The sequence below is a fragment of the Streptomyces sp. NPDC005281 genome (assembly GCF_040607495.1).
Classification (GTDB): Bacteria; Actinomycetota; Actinomycetes; order Streptomycetales; family Streptomycetaceae; genus Streptomyces.
Genome location: NZ_JBEXGX010000006.1, coordinates 249,662 through 263,388 on the forward strand (window position 1 = coordinate 249,662; position 13,727 = coordinate 263,388).

Annotated in this window: 9 protein-coding genes; 4 read left to right on the forward strand and 5 right to left on the reverse strand. The window is 72.3% G+C overall.

From position 1 onward, the window contains the following. Nucleotides 1–64 precede the first annotated feature (64 nt). Nucleotides 65–2,647, forward strand: coding sequence for an ATP-dependent helicase HrpB (gene hrpB, locus ABZV42_RS11720; protein WP_356051762.1), 2,583 nt, complete (start codon nt 65–67; stop codon nt 2,645–2,647). On the opposite strand, the gene ABZV42_RS11725 is transcribed toward hrpB, so the two are convergent. The 3 genes from ABZV42_RS11725 to ABZV42_RS11735 all read right to left on the reverse strand — a co-directional run bounded on the left by ABZV42_RS11725 (nt 2,637) and on the right by ABZV42_RS11735 (nt 5,688). Then, complete coding sequence (locus ABZV42_RS11725) at nt 2,637–3,635, reverse strand: DUF3068 domain-containing protein (RefSeq protein WP_356051765.1); 999 nt, start codon at nt 3,633–3,635, stop codon at nt 2,637–2,639. The two genes, hrpB and ABZV42_RS11725, sit on opposite strands and share 11 nt — an antisense overlap. A 26-nt stretch (nt 3,636–3,661) precedes the next feature. Beyond that, on the reverse strand, nt 3,662–3,796 hold the full coding sequence (locus ABZV42_RS11730; RefSeq protein ID WP_355983764.1) for an SPW_0924 family protein: 135 nt from the start codon (nt 3,794–3,796) through the stop codon (nt 3,662–3,664). 167 nt (nt 3,797–3,963) lie between these two features. Continuing rightward, on the reverse strand, nt 3,964–5,688 hold the full coding sequence (locus ABZV42_RS11735; protein ID WP_356051767.1) for a lytic transglycosylase domain-containing protein: 1,725 nt from the start codon (nt 5,686–5,688) through the stop codon (nt 3,964–3,966). A gap of 243 nt (nt 5,689–5,931) precedes the next feature. On the opposite strand from ABZV42_RS11735, the gene ABZV42_RS11740 reads away from it, so the two are divergent. Continuing rightward, nucleotides 5,932–6,786, forward strand: coding sequence for a DUF4184 family protein (locus ABZV42_RS11740; protein WP_356051768.1), 855 nt, complete (start codon nt 5,932–5,934; stop codon nt 6,784–6,786). Here the strand turns inward: ABZV42_RS11740 and ABZV42_RS11745 are convergent. Together ABZV42_RS11745 and polA are read right to left on the reverse strand one after the other, a co-directional pair. Then, nucleotides 6,707–7,483, reverse strand: coding sequence for a hypothetical protein (locus ABZV42_RS11745; RefSeq protein ID WP_356051769.1), 777 nt, complete (start codon nt 7,481–7,483; stop codon nt 6,707–6,709). The genes ABZV42_RS11740 and ABZV42_RS11745 overlap by 80 nt on opposite strands. A 378-nt stretch (nt 7,484–7,861) precedes the next feature. Further along, nucleotides 7,862–10,588, reverse strand: coding sequence for a DNA polymerase I (polA, locus tag ABZV42_RS11750; protein ID WP_355983768.1), 2,727 nt, complete (start codon nt 10,586–10,588; stop codon nt 7,862–7,864). A gap of 170 nt (nt 10,589–10,758) precedes the next feature. Here polA and ABZV42_RS11755 point away from each other — a divergent pair, with 170 nt between their 5' ends. Both ABZV42_RS11755 and ABZV42_RS11760 read left to right on the forward strand, forming a co-directional pair. Then, nucleotides 10,759–13,038 carry an FdhF/YdeP family oxidoreductase gene (locus ABZV42_RS11755; RefSeq protein WP_356051770.1) on the forward strand — a complete coding sequence of 760 codons (2,280 nt, stop codon included), beginning with the start codon at nt 10,759–10,761 and terminating at the stop codon, nt 13,036–13,038. A 60-nt stretch (nt 13,039–13,098) separates the two neighbouring features. Then, complete coding sequence (locus ABZV42_RS11760; protein WP_355983770.1) at nt 13,099–13,560, forward strand: hotdog fold thioesterase; 462 nt, start codon at nt 13,099–13,101, stop codon at nt 13,558–13,560. The last annotated feature ends 167 nt before the right edge of the window (nt 13,561–13,727 follow it).

Consider the following 13,727-nt stretch of genomic DNA (forward strand, 5'->3'; position numbering starts at 1 on the left):
AGCGCGGTGAGGCTGTCCCGGACTTCGTACGCGGCCCCGCCGTCGCTCGTACGAGACTGGGGGCGTGATCCGTTACGAAGCCCTGGACGCGCTGCCCGTACGCGGCGCCCTGCCCGCCGTGGACGATGCCCTGGAGGACCACGGCGGCGCGGTGCTGGTGGCGCCGCCCGGCACCGGGAAGACGACGCTGGTGCCGCTGGCCCTGGCGGGTCTCCTGGACGGCGAACGGCCGGCGCGACGGGTGGTGGTGGCCGAGCCGCGGCGGATCGCGGCGCGGGCCGCCGCCCGGCGGATGGCATGGCTGCTGGGCGAGGAGGTCGGGGAGAGCGTCGGTTTCACGGTGCGCGGGGAACGGGTCGTCGGCCCACGTGCGCGCGTGGAGATCGTCACGACCGGGGTCCTGCTCCAGCGGCTTCAGCGGGACCAGGAGCTGACGGGTGTCGACGTGGTCGTGCTCGACGAGTGTCACGAGCGGCATCTGGACGCCGACACGGTGGCCGCGTTCCTGCTGGACGTGCGGGCCGCGCTCCGTCCCGAACTGCGTCTGCTCGCCGCGTCCGCGACGACGGACGCCGGAGGCTGGGCCCGACTGCTGGGCGACGCGCCCGTGGTCGAGGCGGAGGGCGTCTCGTATCCGGTCGAGACGGTGTGGGCGCCGCCCGCGCGCCCCGTACGGCCGCCGCACGGGATGCGGGTGGACCCGGCGCTGCTGACGCATGTGGCGTCCACGGTGCGACGGGCGCTGGCCGAGCGCTCGGGTGACGTCCTGTGCTTCCTTCCCGGGGTCGGGGAGATCGCGCGGGTCGCCGGGCAGCTGGGCGGCCTCGGGGACGTCGACGTTCTCCAGGTGCACGGGCGGGCTCCGGCGGCCGTGCAGGACGCGGTGCTCACGGCCGGTGCCCGGCGCCGGGTGGTCCTCTCCACGTCGGTGGCCGAGTCCTCGCTGACGGTTCCGGGGGTGCGGGTGGTCGTGGACTCGGGACTGGCGCGGGAGCCGCGGGTGGACCACGCGCGCGGGCTGAGCGCCCTGGCGACCGTACGGGCCTCACAGGCGGCGGGACGGCAGCGGGCGGGGCGGGCCGGGCGTGAGGCGCCGGGCGCGGTCTACCGGTGCTGGGCGGAGGCGGAGGACGGCCGTCTGACGCGGTTCCCGGCCCCGGAGATCAAGGTGGCCGACCTGACGGCGTTCGCGCTCCAGGCGGCCTGCTGGGGCGATCCGGAGGCCACCGGGCTCGCCCTGCTGGATCCGCCGCCCGGCGGGGCGATGGCGGCGGCGCGGGCCGTCCTGTCGGCCGTGGGCGCGGTGGACGCCACGGGGCGGGCCACGGAACGCGGTGTGCGCATGTCCCGCCTGGGCCTTCACCCGCGGCTGGCGCGGGCCCTGCTGGACGCGACCCCGCTGGTGGGCGCGGGGCGGGCCGCCGATGTGGTCGCCCTGCTGAGCGAGGAGCCCCCGCGCGAGTACGGCGACGACCTGGCCGCGGCCTGGCGCACCGCCCGGCGCGGCGGCGACGCCTACGCGGCCCGCTGGCGCGCCGAGTCCCGCCGCCTCCGCTCGGCCGCGGCCGGCCTGACTCCCGCTTCCGCCGCCCCCACACCGGCACCGGGCCTGGCACCCCCCGCGGGGGACCGGCACCGTGCCCCGGTGGACGGCGGGGCGGACATGGGGGGCGGGGACGACCGGGTCGCCGGGCTCGTCGCCGCGCTGGCGTTCCCCGAACGTGTCGCGCACCTGCGGGGCGGCTCCCACCTCATGGTCAGCGGGACCCGCGCCGACGCCGGTGAGGGGTCCGTCCTGCGCGGTGCCTACTGGATCGCGGTGGCGGTCGCCGACCGTCCCGTGGGCAGAGGGCACGCGCGCGTGCGGCTCGCGGCGGTGATCGACGAGCCGACGGCGAGGCGGGCCGCCGACGGCCTGCACGGCGAGGGCGACGAGGTCCACTGGGCCGAGGGCGATGTCGTCGCCCGGCGGGTGGAGCGGCTGGGGGCGGTGGAGCTGGCCGTGCGGCCGCTGCGGAACGCGGACCCCGGGCTCGTGCGGGAGGCGCTGCTCGAAGGGCTGCGGGAGGAAGGCTTCGGTCTGTTGCGGTGGCCGCCGGACGCCGAGGTGCTGCGGCAGCGGCTCGCGTTCCTGCGGCGGCGGCTCGGTGACCCGTGGCCGGACGTCTCCGACGAAGCGCTCCACGCGCGCGAGTCGGAGTGGCTGGAGCCGGAGCTGAGCCGTGCCCGGCGGCGGGCCGACCTCGCGCGGATCGACGCGGGGCAGGCGCTGAACCGGCTGCTGCCCTGGGCGACGGGCGAGGCGGCCCGGCTGGACGAGCTCGCGCCCGAGCGGATCGAGGTGCCCAGCGGGTCGAGGATCCGCGTCGACTACACCGACCCGGCGCAGCCGGTGCTCGCCGTGAAACTCCAGGAGATGTTCGGGCTGCACGCGTCGCCCGCCGTCGCCGGCGTGCCCGTACTCGTGCATCTCCTCTCCCCCGCGGGCCGGCCGGCCGCGGTCACCGCCGATCTCGCGTCCTTCTGGAAGGACGGCTACAAGGGCGTACGGGCCGAACTGCGCGGCCGGTATCCCAAGCACCCGTGGCCCGAGGACCCGGCGAGCGCCGAGCCGACGCGGTACACGAACGCGCGGCTCAGGCGCTGACGGGCTCGGGGTCGGGGTCGGCCGCCGGGGCGGGTGCGGGTTCGCCCGGCCTGCGGCCGCGGGCCTCCAGGTACAGCGCGAGGGACAGCAGGGCCGCGCCGAGGAGCAGGAAGCCCCAGGGGAGGTAGGAGGTCATCATCAGGACGAGGGTGCGGTTGGACTTGACCAGGGCGACGGTGTTCCTGATGTAGTCCTCGCGCATCTTCACGTCCCCGGAGAAGGCGGTCACCTTGTCCCGGCCGCCCAGGAGTGTGCCGCCGCGGAGTTCCTCCTTGTGGATCTCCTCGCCGTAGACGGGTGCTCCGGTGACCGGCTCGACCCAGAACCTGCGGACGGTGGTGTACCAGCGGGTGGTGCCGGTCTTGGCGAGGGACTGCGGGGTGACGCCCTGGACCGGCATGACCCTGGGGAACTTCACCTCGGTCCAGGGGATGGTCTGCTCGAAGTAGTAGACGTCGACGCCCCGGAAGGTCCGGGTGCCCTTGTAGTGGATGGGCGCCGAGGTGCGGGTCTGCGCGTCGAAGTACTCGTAGTCGCGTTTCTCCGTCCGGAAGGGCCACTTGAACTCGATGCCCTGACGGGTCACCGGATCGCCGTCGACGGACTCGCCGGTGGCGTGGACGGGTTCCTGGCTGTGCGCGTCGAAGATGTAGCGCTCGGGGATCTTGGAGACCATCTTCCCGTCGGGGCCCTGGACGTAGGACAGGGAGTCCCAGACGACGACGTCACGGCCCGCGGTCCGCTCGATCCGGTCGGAGGCCTCGACGTTGCCCTTGAGGGTCTGCACGACGGTGACCTCGGAGACCTTCCTGGCCTTCATGGTGCCGTAGTCGAGGAGGGTCGCGTCCTTCGCCTCCAGGACCATGTCCTGGTACTGGCCCGCGGGGATCTTGGCCAGGCGCGGGAAGGCGTACCAGCGCAGCAGCGGGGACAGCGCCGCGAAGAACACGGCGAGCGCGAGCAGGATCAGGCTTGCCTTGCGGCGCATCTCGACGGCCCTCCCGGTGCGTTGGGTCAGGGGTGCTTGGGGACGGTGGTGAGCAGCGGCTTCGGCGAGGTGTGTCCGGCCGGCGAGCCCATGGCCGTGATGGTCAGGACCAGCGCGAACGCCACGGCGAGACCGGTCGCGGCGGCGATGAGGGCACGCATGCGGGCCTCCCGGGGCCATTAGCTGATACATCGTCAGGTCCGGCACCGTAGCAACGGCGGGGCGAGATGAGAACACGTCGCACACACAACGGATCAGGGCGCCCTCGCGGCGTGAGCCGGGAGGGCGCCCTGGAGGCGACCTGGTGCCGCGCGGTGGCGGCTCGGTTCTAGGAAGCGGGGGTGGCGGCGGGAGCAGGAGCGGCGGCCACCGTCAGTTCGACGGTCAGCGTGGCACCGCCGGTGGTGGTGAGGCGCAGGAGGAAGGTGCCGGTGGAGTCGTCGGCGTACAGCTTCGGGAGCTGGAGGAGGCCGTCGGCGTCGGTGGTCAGGACGCCGAGGGTGCGTACGGGCTTGCCGTCCGCGTCCTTGAAGTAGGGGCCCTTGTCGTTCTCGCCTGCGTCGTCGGCGGACTTGACCAGGGTCGCGGTGGCGGCGACCTTGCCCGCGGCGGCGCCCTTGTAGGTGGCCTTCACCTCGACCTGGTCGGCGAACTCGCCGCCCGGGACGCAGGTCAGGGCGGTGTCGCCGGTGCGGGTCAGGGTGTCGGCCTGGCGAGCGGTGACGCTCGCCGTGTAGTCGAGGCCGGCCATGACGCGGCCCACGACGGTGACGCGGACCGTGAAGTCACCCGTCTTCTCACCGGCCGTGAGCGCGGGAGCGGCGGCCACGCCGAGTCCGTTGGTGACCTGGGTGGCGACGCTCTCACCGCCGGCGAACGTGGCGTCGGTGTCGCCGACGATGGTGAACCGCACCCGGACCTTCGCCACGGGCTTGCCCGCGGCGTCGTCGGTCCGCACCACGAGCTTCTGCGCGAAGGTGTCCCCGGCCGTCGCTTTGAGCTTCCCTGCGCCCATGTTCGTCAGGTGGTCCACCGTCCGGGTGGGCGTCGGTGTCGGCGTGGGCGTGCCCGTCGGGGGCTGTGTGGCCGGCGGGGTCGGGGTGGCGGGCGGGGTCGGGGCGGGGCTCGTCGGACCGCCGCCCGGCCGGGGGCTGCTCGGCGGGGACGGCTGCACGGGCGTGGGCGTGGGGCTCGGCGAGGACGGTTCGTCGCTGTTGTGCGAGGGCAGCGAGCCGGTGCCGTCCGGCACCTCGTGCGTGCCCTTGCGGTAGTACTCCAGCCACGACAGGACGGTGTTGAGGTACGCCGTCGAGTTGTTGTAGCTGAGGATCGCCGCGTTCATCTGCGCCTGGACCGACATGTCGTGGTCGAAGCGGCACAGGTAGTGCCCCGCGGCCAGCGCCGCGTCGTAGACGTTGTTGGGGTCCTTCTTGCCGTCGCCGTTGCCGTCACGGCCCGCCCACGCCCAGGTGGAGGGGATGAACTGCATGGGCCCCACCGCGCGGTCGTACGTGCTGTCGCCGTCGAACGCGCCGTGGTCGGTGTCCTTGATGCTGGCGAAGCCGTTGCCGTTCAGGACCGGGCCGAGGATGGGCGACAGGGTGGTGCCGTTCGCGTCGACGCGGCCGCCGCGGGCCTGACCCGACTCGACCTTGCCGATGGCTGCCAACAGCTGCCAGGGCAGGTTGCAGGTCGGCTTGGACTCGTGCAGCGAGGCCTCGGCCTGCTTGTAGGCGGCCAGGACGGTCGCGGGGATGCCCGCCTCTGCGGCGCCCGTGGCCGCGGGCGTACCGCTTCCCTCGCTCGCGCTCGGCGCCGGGTTCGGGCTCTCGAGCGGCGGAAGGTCCGTGTAGTAGCGCGAGTTGCCGGACGCGGTGCCGTCACCGCCCGTGTCACCGGTGCCCAGGCCGAGGTCGGCGCCCGTCGACTGTCTGCCGTGGTTGTCGACGATCACACCCGGGGCCTGCGAAGCGGACAGAGCCGCGACCGCGGCCGCGGCCACAGCGGTGGTTGCCGCGCCCTTGCGCAGCCTCCTGCCGAATTGCGCCGCCATCGATCGAACCCCTCCCACCGACGACCGGCGTAGCCTGTCGTCCCTCGGACCTGTGCGATGCCGTTGATTCCGGCCGCGCGCCCCCGCACGGCAACCCAAGTGACCCTACGACAACTTCCGTTGCCCAGGGACCCGTTCGCGCCCGATATTCACCAGTTGGCCATGTACCGTCGTCCCGCATACTGGCCTCCGGTGATCAACTGACCGAACACAGCCGGTCAACAGGTGACACAGGGGGACGATTTGCCCTTCACTCTCAGTCACGCGGCCGCCGTGCTGCCCGTAATACGCGCTAACGGAAACGGCCGCGGCCGATTGATTCCCGCCGTTCTCGTGACGGGTTCCTTCGCCCCCGACCTGACCTACTACGCGGCCGGCGTGGCGCCCGGGGCCATGGAGTTCGGCACGTTCACCCACTCGTTCACCGGCGTGTTCACCGTCGATGTGCTCATCGCATGGATCCTCGTCGGCGCCTGGCTGCTGCTGCGCGAACCGCTGGTGGCGCTGATGCCCGCGGCACGACAGGGGCGCACGGCTCAGCTCGTGCGCTGCGGGGCCGCGCGCGAGCCGGTGCGCGCGCCGACCGTTCTGTGGTGGTACGTCTCCGCGGCGCTCGGCGCGCTGACGCATGTCGTGTGGGACGCGTTCACCCATCACGATCGGTGGGGAGTACGGCTCTTCCCCGCCCTCGGGCGGACCCTCGCCGGCTCGCCGCTCTACTGGTACGTCCAGTACGGCAGTTCGGCGGTCGCCGCCGTCGTGATCGTCACCTTCGTGGTGCGCGCGCTGCGCCGCGCCCCGGACGGCCCCGCCGTCGGAGTGCCCGCACTGTCCACCGCCGACCGCCGGCTGGCCGCCGCGGTGATCGGCGGCCTCGCGCTGGCCGCCGCGGTGCAGCGCGCGGTGCGGTGGTGGGCGTACTGGAAGTCCGTCGCGAAGCCGTGGGAACTCATTCCGCCGCTGTGCTTCGGCGGAGGCGCCGGCCTGGTCCTCGGCCTGTGCCTGTACGTCACGGCGGTCAGGATCTGGCGCCCCACCCCGGCTCGTCCCGGCCCCGCTCCGACGCGTACGGAGCCGAGCCGTCCCGCCGCTCGCTGACCGGGGTACCGGCGGCCGGACCCCGGAACAGACCGCGGCCCCGGCCGAGGCTCCGGTGCACGGCCCGGGCGAACCGCTCGACGACCCGAGCGCCGTACGACATCGCCTGACGGTCGTACGACAGGACGATGACACGGTAGCTGCGGGTGGGGCCCGCGAAGGAGCCGATGGCGTGGACGCGCCCGCCGTTCGCGGCCCGGGGCAGCCGGCCGGTCGAGATGTGCGCGCCCAGTACCCGCGGCAGACCGAGGAACGCCGGGCGGCGCCGGCTGTCGCGGAGCCTGGCGAGCACCCGGACGCCCCGCGCGCCGGCCCTCCGGAACGCGCGGGCACCGGCGACCACCGCGGGCCACAGCAACCGGTCGTCGGCTGTGGCGCGGGCCCGGGCGCCTCTCCCGTCGTCGCGCACCGACACCAGGACCGTGCCCGGGCGCGCGGACAGCGCCGCCTGTAGATCGCGGGACAACCGGGCCCCGAAATCCTCCTCGCGTTCATCCTCACGGGACGAGAGGCCGGACTCCGGCAGCTGGGCCGTGCCCGCTCCGGCGGCGACCGCGGGCACCGGCGCGAGCAGCACCGGGACGACGGCCGCGGCCACCGTCGCGGTCGCGACCACCACGGTCGTGGCCATGGCCGTACGGCAGTGGAGCGTGCGCATACCCGTGGCCGTACGGCGGTGGAGCGTGCGTATACCCATGCCCGCATCCTTACGTCACCCTCCGGTACGCGGCGCCCCGTAAGAGCCACGCGAGTGACACCCCCCGCGCCGGGACCCCGAGCCGCCCGGCGCGGGCACGAAGACAGCCGGCGCACAGCCGCGGGAGCCGGAGAGGCGTTGCCGGGGATGCCCCGGAGGGCCGTGGCCAGAGACGCCAGAAGGCCGTAACCGGGGACCCGGAGGGCCGTGGCCGGGGACGGCGGAGGGCCGTGGCTGGGGACGGCGGAGGGCCGTGGCTGGGGACGGCGGAGGGCCGTGGGTTCGGCCACCTCGCGGTGCCGGGCCCACGGCCCTCCGGTGAAAGCGGTGCCAGACGCCTAGGACCTGTCCGGCCGATCAAGCCGCAGGGAACAGGTCCTAGTGCGCCGCCGACTCCCAGTCCCGGCCCGCGCCGACGGAGACGTCCAGCGGGACGTCGAGCCGCACGGCGGACGCCATCTCGTGCCGCAGCAGTTCCTCGGTCCGCTCCCGCTCACCCGGAGCGATCTCCAGGACGATTTCGTCATGGACCTGGAGCAGCATGCGGGAGTCGAGCTTCGCCTCGCGCAGCGCCCGGTCCACATTCAGCATCGCGATCTTCACGATGTCGGCCGCCGTGCCCTGGATGGGCGCGTTCAGAGCCATGCGCTCGGCCGCCTCACGGCGCTGCCGGTTGTCGCTGTTGAGATCGGGCAGATAGCGGCGGCGCCCGAACAGCGTCGCCGTGTAGCCCGTGGCCCGGGCCTCGTCGACCGCCCGGCGCAGATAGTCCCGTACACCGCCGAAGCGCTCGAAGTAGGTGTCCATCAGCGCACGGGCCTCGCCCGCCTCGATGTTCAGCTGCTGGGACAGACCGAAGGCCGACAGCCCGTAGGCCAGGCCGTACGACATCGCCTTGATCTTGCGGCGCATCTCGGCGTCGACCGCGGACCGCTCCACCGAGAACACCTGCGAGGCGACCGTGGTGTGCAGGTCCTCACCGGAGGCGAACGCCTCCCGCAGCCCCTCGTCCTCGGACAGGTGGGCCATCACCCGCAGCTCGATCTGACTGTAGTCCGCGGTCATCAGGCACTCGAAGCCCTCACCGACGACGAACCCGCGGCGGATCGCACGGCCCTCGTCCGTGCGCACCGGAATGTTCTGGAGGTTCGGATCGGTCGACGACAGCCGGCCGGTGGCTGCCACCGTCTGGTTGAACGTCGTGTGGATACGGCCGTCCGCCGTGATCGTCTTGATCAGACCCTCGACCGTGGAACGCAGCTTGGCCTGCTCACGGTGCCGGAGCATGATCACGGGCAGTTCGTTCTCGGTCTGCGCCGCGAGCCAGGCCAACGCGTCCGCGTCCGTCGTGTAACCCGTCTTCGTCTTCTTCGTCTTCGGCAGGGCCAGTTCGCCGAAGAGGACTTCCTGGAGCTGCTTGGGCGAACCGAGGTTGAACTCGTGCCCGGCGGCCGCGTGCGCCTCCTTCACCGCCTGCTGCACCGCGCCGGCGAACATCTGCTCCATGGCCTCCAGATGCGCCCGGTCCGCCGCGATGCCGTGCCGCTCCAGGCGCGCCAGCAGGCTGGACGTGGGCAGCTCCATGTCACGCAGCAGATCCGCCGCGCCGACCTCCTGGAGCTTCTGCCCGAACGCCTCCCCCAGATCGAGGACCGTGCGGGCCTGCGCCATCAGCGCGTCGGCCTCGGCCTGCTCGTCCGTACCGAACGCCAGCTGTCCGTCGGCCGCCACGGCGGGTCCGAGCTCCCGGCCCAGATACTCCAGCGACAGCGCGTCCAGCGCGAAGGAACGACGGCCCGGCTTGACCAGATAGGCGGCGAGCGCCGTGTCCATCGTCACGCCCTCGATGGTCCAGCCGTGCTCGGCGAAGACCCGCATCGCGCCCTTGGCGTTGTGCATCACCTTGTGCCTGGCGGAGTCGGCGAGCCACGCGGCGAACGCGTTCTCGTCGGCCTCGTCCAGCCGGGACGGGTCGAACCAGACCGCGGGCCCCGCACCCGCCGCGAGCGCCACCTCGGCGACGGACCCCGAACCCAGCGCCCACGAGTCGACCGTGGACACGCCCAGCAGCCCGGTGCCGTGCCCGGCGAGCCACGGCTCCAGCTCACCCGCGCCCAGCACCGCACCGTCGATCTCGACACCCTCGACGGCCGGCCGCACCTCCTCGGCCTCCGCGGCCCCCGGATCGACGGCCAGAAGCCGCTCACGCAGCGAGGGATTACGGATCTCCAGCGTGTCCAGGACCATCGCCAGAGCCGTACGGTCGTACGCCGCCCGCTCCAGGTCCTCGACCGTCCGGGGCAGCTCGACGTCCTTGACCATCTCCGTGAGACGGCGGTTGAGCTTCACCGCCTCCAGATGATCACGCAGGTTCTGCCCCGCCTTGCCCTTGACCTCGTCGACCCGCTCGACCAGCTCCGCGAACGAACCGAACTGGTTGATCCACTTCGCGGCCGTCTTCTCCCCCACCCCGGGAATGCCCGGCAGGTTGTCCGACGGGTCACCGCGCAGCGCCGCGAAGTCCGGATACTGCGCCGGCGTCAGCCCGTACTTCTCGAAGACCTTCTCCGGAGTGAACCGGGTCAGCTCCGAGACACCCTTCGTCGGATAAAGCACCGTCGTGTGCTCCGAGACCAGCTGGAACGAGTCACGGTCGCCCGTGACGATCAGCACCTCGAACCCCGCCGCCTCGGCCTGCGTCGCCAGCGTCGCGATGATGTCGTCGGCCTCGAAACCGTCCACCGCGAACCGCTGCGCGTTCATCGCGTCCAGCACCTCGCCGATCAGCTCGACCTGCCCCTTGAACTCGTCCGGGGTCTTCGACCTGTTCGCCTTGTACTCGGTGAACTCCTCGGAACGCCACGTCTTGCGCGAGACGTCGAACGCGACCGCGAAATGCGTGGGCGACTCGTCGCGCAGCGTGTTCGCCAGCATCGACGCGAAACCATAGATGGCGTTCGTCGGCTGACCCGTCGCGGTGGTGAAATTCTCCGCGGGCAGCGCGAAGAACGCGCGGTAGGCCAGCGAGTGCCCGTCCATGAGCATCAGGCGCGGGCGGCCCGTACCTGCGGTTTTCTCGGTCTTCTTCGATGCTGTCTCTGCCACACCCCCGATCCTGCCACGGCCCACTGACAACGCGGACCCTCCCGGCCCGGCCCACCCCCTCCCCGCCCCGGATTCCCACAACCCACGACCGACGCCGTCGCTCACGCGTGCGAGGATCGAAGAGGTACGAACACACGCACACCGCCGTGCGCACGCGAAGGGGTTCAGCGATGGCCAGCAAGCCGCCGAAAAGCGATCCGGTCCAGGACGCTCCGCAGGTAGCCGAGCCCAAGCACGCCGCGGCCGGGCTCCCCGCCATCGGACACACCTTGCGCATCGCGCAGCAGCAGATGGGCGTGCGCCGCACCGCGCTCACCCTCCTGCGCGTCAACCAGAAGGACGGCTTCGACTGCCCGGGCTGCGCCTGGCCCGAACCCGAGCACCGGCACACCGCCGAGTTCTGCGAGAACGGCGCGAAGGCAGTCGCCGAGGAGGCCACCCTGCGCCGGGTGACCTCGGACTTCTTCGCCGCGCACCCCGTCTCCGACCTCGCCGGACGCAGCGGCTACTGGCTCGGCCAGCAGGGACGCCTCACCCAGCCCATGTACCTCCCCGAAGGCGCCGGCCACTACCAGCCCATCGGCTGGGACCGCGCCTTCGACATCGTCGCCGAGGAACTCGCGGCGCTCGACTCCCCCGACGAAGCCCTCTTCTACACCTCCGGCCGCACCAGCAACGAGGCCGCGTTCCTGTACCAGCTGTTCGCCCGCCAGCTCGGCACGAACAACCTCCCCGACTGCTCGAACATGTGCCACGAGTCGTCCGGCTCCGCGCTCAACGAGACCATAGGCATCGGCAAGGGCAGCGTCCTGCTCGAGGACCTCTACAAAGCGGACCTGATCATCGTCGCCGGCCAGAACCCCGGCACGAACCACCCGCGCATGCTCTCCGCCCTGGAGAAGGCCAAGGCCAACGGCGCGAAGATCATCACCGTCAACCCGCTGCCCGAAGCGGGCATGGAACGCTTCAAGAACCCGCAGACCCCCCAGGGCATGATCAAGGGCGCCGCCCTCACCGACCTCTTCCTCCAGATCCGCCTCGGCGGCGACCAGGCACTCTTCCGCCTGCTGAACAAACTGATCCTCGACACCGAGGGCGCCGTCGACGAGACGTTCGTCGCCGAACACACCCACGGATTCGAGGAATTCACCCAGGCCGCCCGCGCCGCCGACTGGGACGAGACGCTCACCGCCACCGGCCTCACCCGCGACAGCATCGACGAAGCCCTGAAGATGGTCCTCGCCTCACAGCGCACCATCGTGTGCTGGGCCATGGGCCTCACCCAGCACAAGCACTCCGTCCCCACCATCCGCGAAGTCGTCAACTTCCTGCTCCTGCGCGGCAACATCGGCCGCCCCGGCGCCGGCGTCTGCCCCGTCCGCGGACACTCCAACGTCCAGGGCGACCGCACCATGGGCATCTTCGAACGCCCCGCCCCCGCCTTCCTCGACGCCCTGGAGAAGGAGTTCGGCTTCGAGGCGCCCCGCGAACACGGCTACGACGTCGTACGGGCCATCCGCGCCCTGCGCGACGGCGACGCCAAGGTCTTCTTCGCCATGGGCGGCAACTTCGTCTCCGCCTCCCCCGACACCGAGGTCACCGAAGCGGCCATGCGCCGCGCCCGCCTCACCGTCCACGTCTCCACCAAACTCAACCGCTCGCACGCCGTCACCGGCGCCCGCGCCCTCATCCTGCCCACCCTCGGACGCACCGAACGCGACCTCCAGGACAGCGGCGAACAGTTCGTGACCGTCGAGGACTCCATGGGCATGGTGCACGCCTCACGCGGCCGCCTGGAGCCCGCGAGCCCCCACCTGCTCTCCGAGCCCGCCATCGTCGCCCGCCTCGCCCGCAGAGTCCTCGGCGAGGCCTGCACCACCCCCTGGGAAGAGTTCGAGAAGGACTACGCGACCATCCGCGACCGCATCGCCCGCGTGATCCCCGGCTTCCACGACTTCAACGCGCGCGTGGCCGACCCCGCCGGCTTCGCCCTCCCCCACGCCCCCCGCGACGAACGCCGCTTCCCGACGGCCACCGGCAAGGCCAACTTCACCGCCGCGCCCGTCGAACACCCCGAACTCCCCGCAGGCCGCCTGCTCCTGCAGACCCTGCGCTCGCACGACCAGTACAACACCACCATCTACGGACTCGACGACCGCTACCGGGGCATAAAGAACGGCCGCCGGGTCGTCCTCGTCAACCCCGACGACGCCCGCGAGCTGGAGGTCGCCGACGGCTCGTACGTCGACCTCGTCGGTGAATGGAAGGACGGTGTCGAACGACGCGCGCCCGGCTTCCGCGTCGTCCACTACCCCACCGCCCGCGGCTGCGCAGCCGCCTACTACCCCGAGACCAACGTCCTGGTCCCCCTCGACTCCACCGCCGACACCAGCAACACCCCTGCCAGCAAATCCGTGGTCGTCCGTCTGGAACAATCGACAGCCGACTGAGCGTTCGCTCAGCGAGGGCATCCACGCAGAAGTGGTCCACGACGAACGGAGCCGGACCCGATGGGCGAACAGCACACCCCGAAGTTTCCGCAAGGGGTCATCGACGAGTACGCCGCACTCGGCGTCGACCTGCCCGCACTCTTCTCCGCCGGGCACCTCGGCAACCGCATGGGCGTCCAGATCATCGAGGCCTCCGCGGACCGCGTCGTGGGCACCATGCCCGTCGAGGGCAACACCCAGCCCTACGGCCTGCTCCACGGCGGCGCCTCCGCGGTCCTCGCCGAGACCATCGGCTCCGTCGGCGCCATGCTCCACGGCGGCATCACCAAGATCGCCGTCGGCGTCGACCTGAACTGCACGCACCACCGCGGCGTCCGCTCCGGCCTCGTCACCGGCGTGGCCACACCCGTCCACCGCGGCCGCACCTCGGCCACGTACGAGATCGTCATCACCGGCGAGGACGGCAAGCGCGTCTGCAGCGCCCGCCTCACCTGCATCCTCAAGGACGCGCCCCAGAGCTGACCCCACGCGGGCACCCGGGGGCTCCACGCCTCCGGGGCCCTGTTGCGGGGCCCGCGGAGCTCTGAGGGGTCCTGAGGGGGTCCTGAGGGGCCGCCCAGCCTCCCGGGGTCAGGCCCGCCAGAAGCCCGAACTCCCGCCCCGTACCGCCCTCTTGACAGCCGCGCCTT

Bases quoted from the DNA above. Each gene is read 5' to 3' on its own strand.
- ABZV42_RS11735 (WP_356051767.1), bottom strand. From the start codon at position 5,688: ATGGCGGCGCAATTCGGCAGGAGGCTGCGCAAGGGCGCGGCAACCACC.
- ABZV42_RS11760 (WP_355983770.1), top strand. From the start codon at position 13,099: ATGGGCGAACAGCACACCCCGAAGTTTCCGCAAGGGGTCATCGACGAG.
- ABZV42_RS11725 (WP_356051765.1), bottom strand. From the start codon at position 3,635: ATGCGCCGCAAGGCAAGCCTGATCCTGCTCGCGCTCGCCGTGTTCTTC.
- ABZV42_RS11745 (WP_356051769.1), bottom strand. From the start codon at position 7,483: ATGGGTATACGCACGCTCCACCGCCGTACGGCCACGGGTATGCGCACG.
- ABZV42_RS11730 (WP_355983764.1), bottom strand. From the start codon at position 3,796: ATGCGTGCCCTCATCGCCGCCGCGACCGGTCTCGCCGTGGCGTTCGCG.
- ABZV42_RS11755 (WP_356051770.1), top strand. From the start codon at position 10,759: ATGGCCAGCAAGCCGCCGAAAAGCGATCCGGTCCAGGACGCTCCGCAG.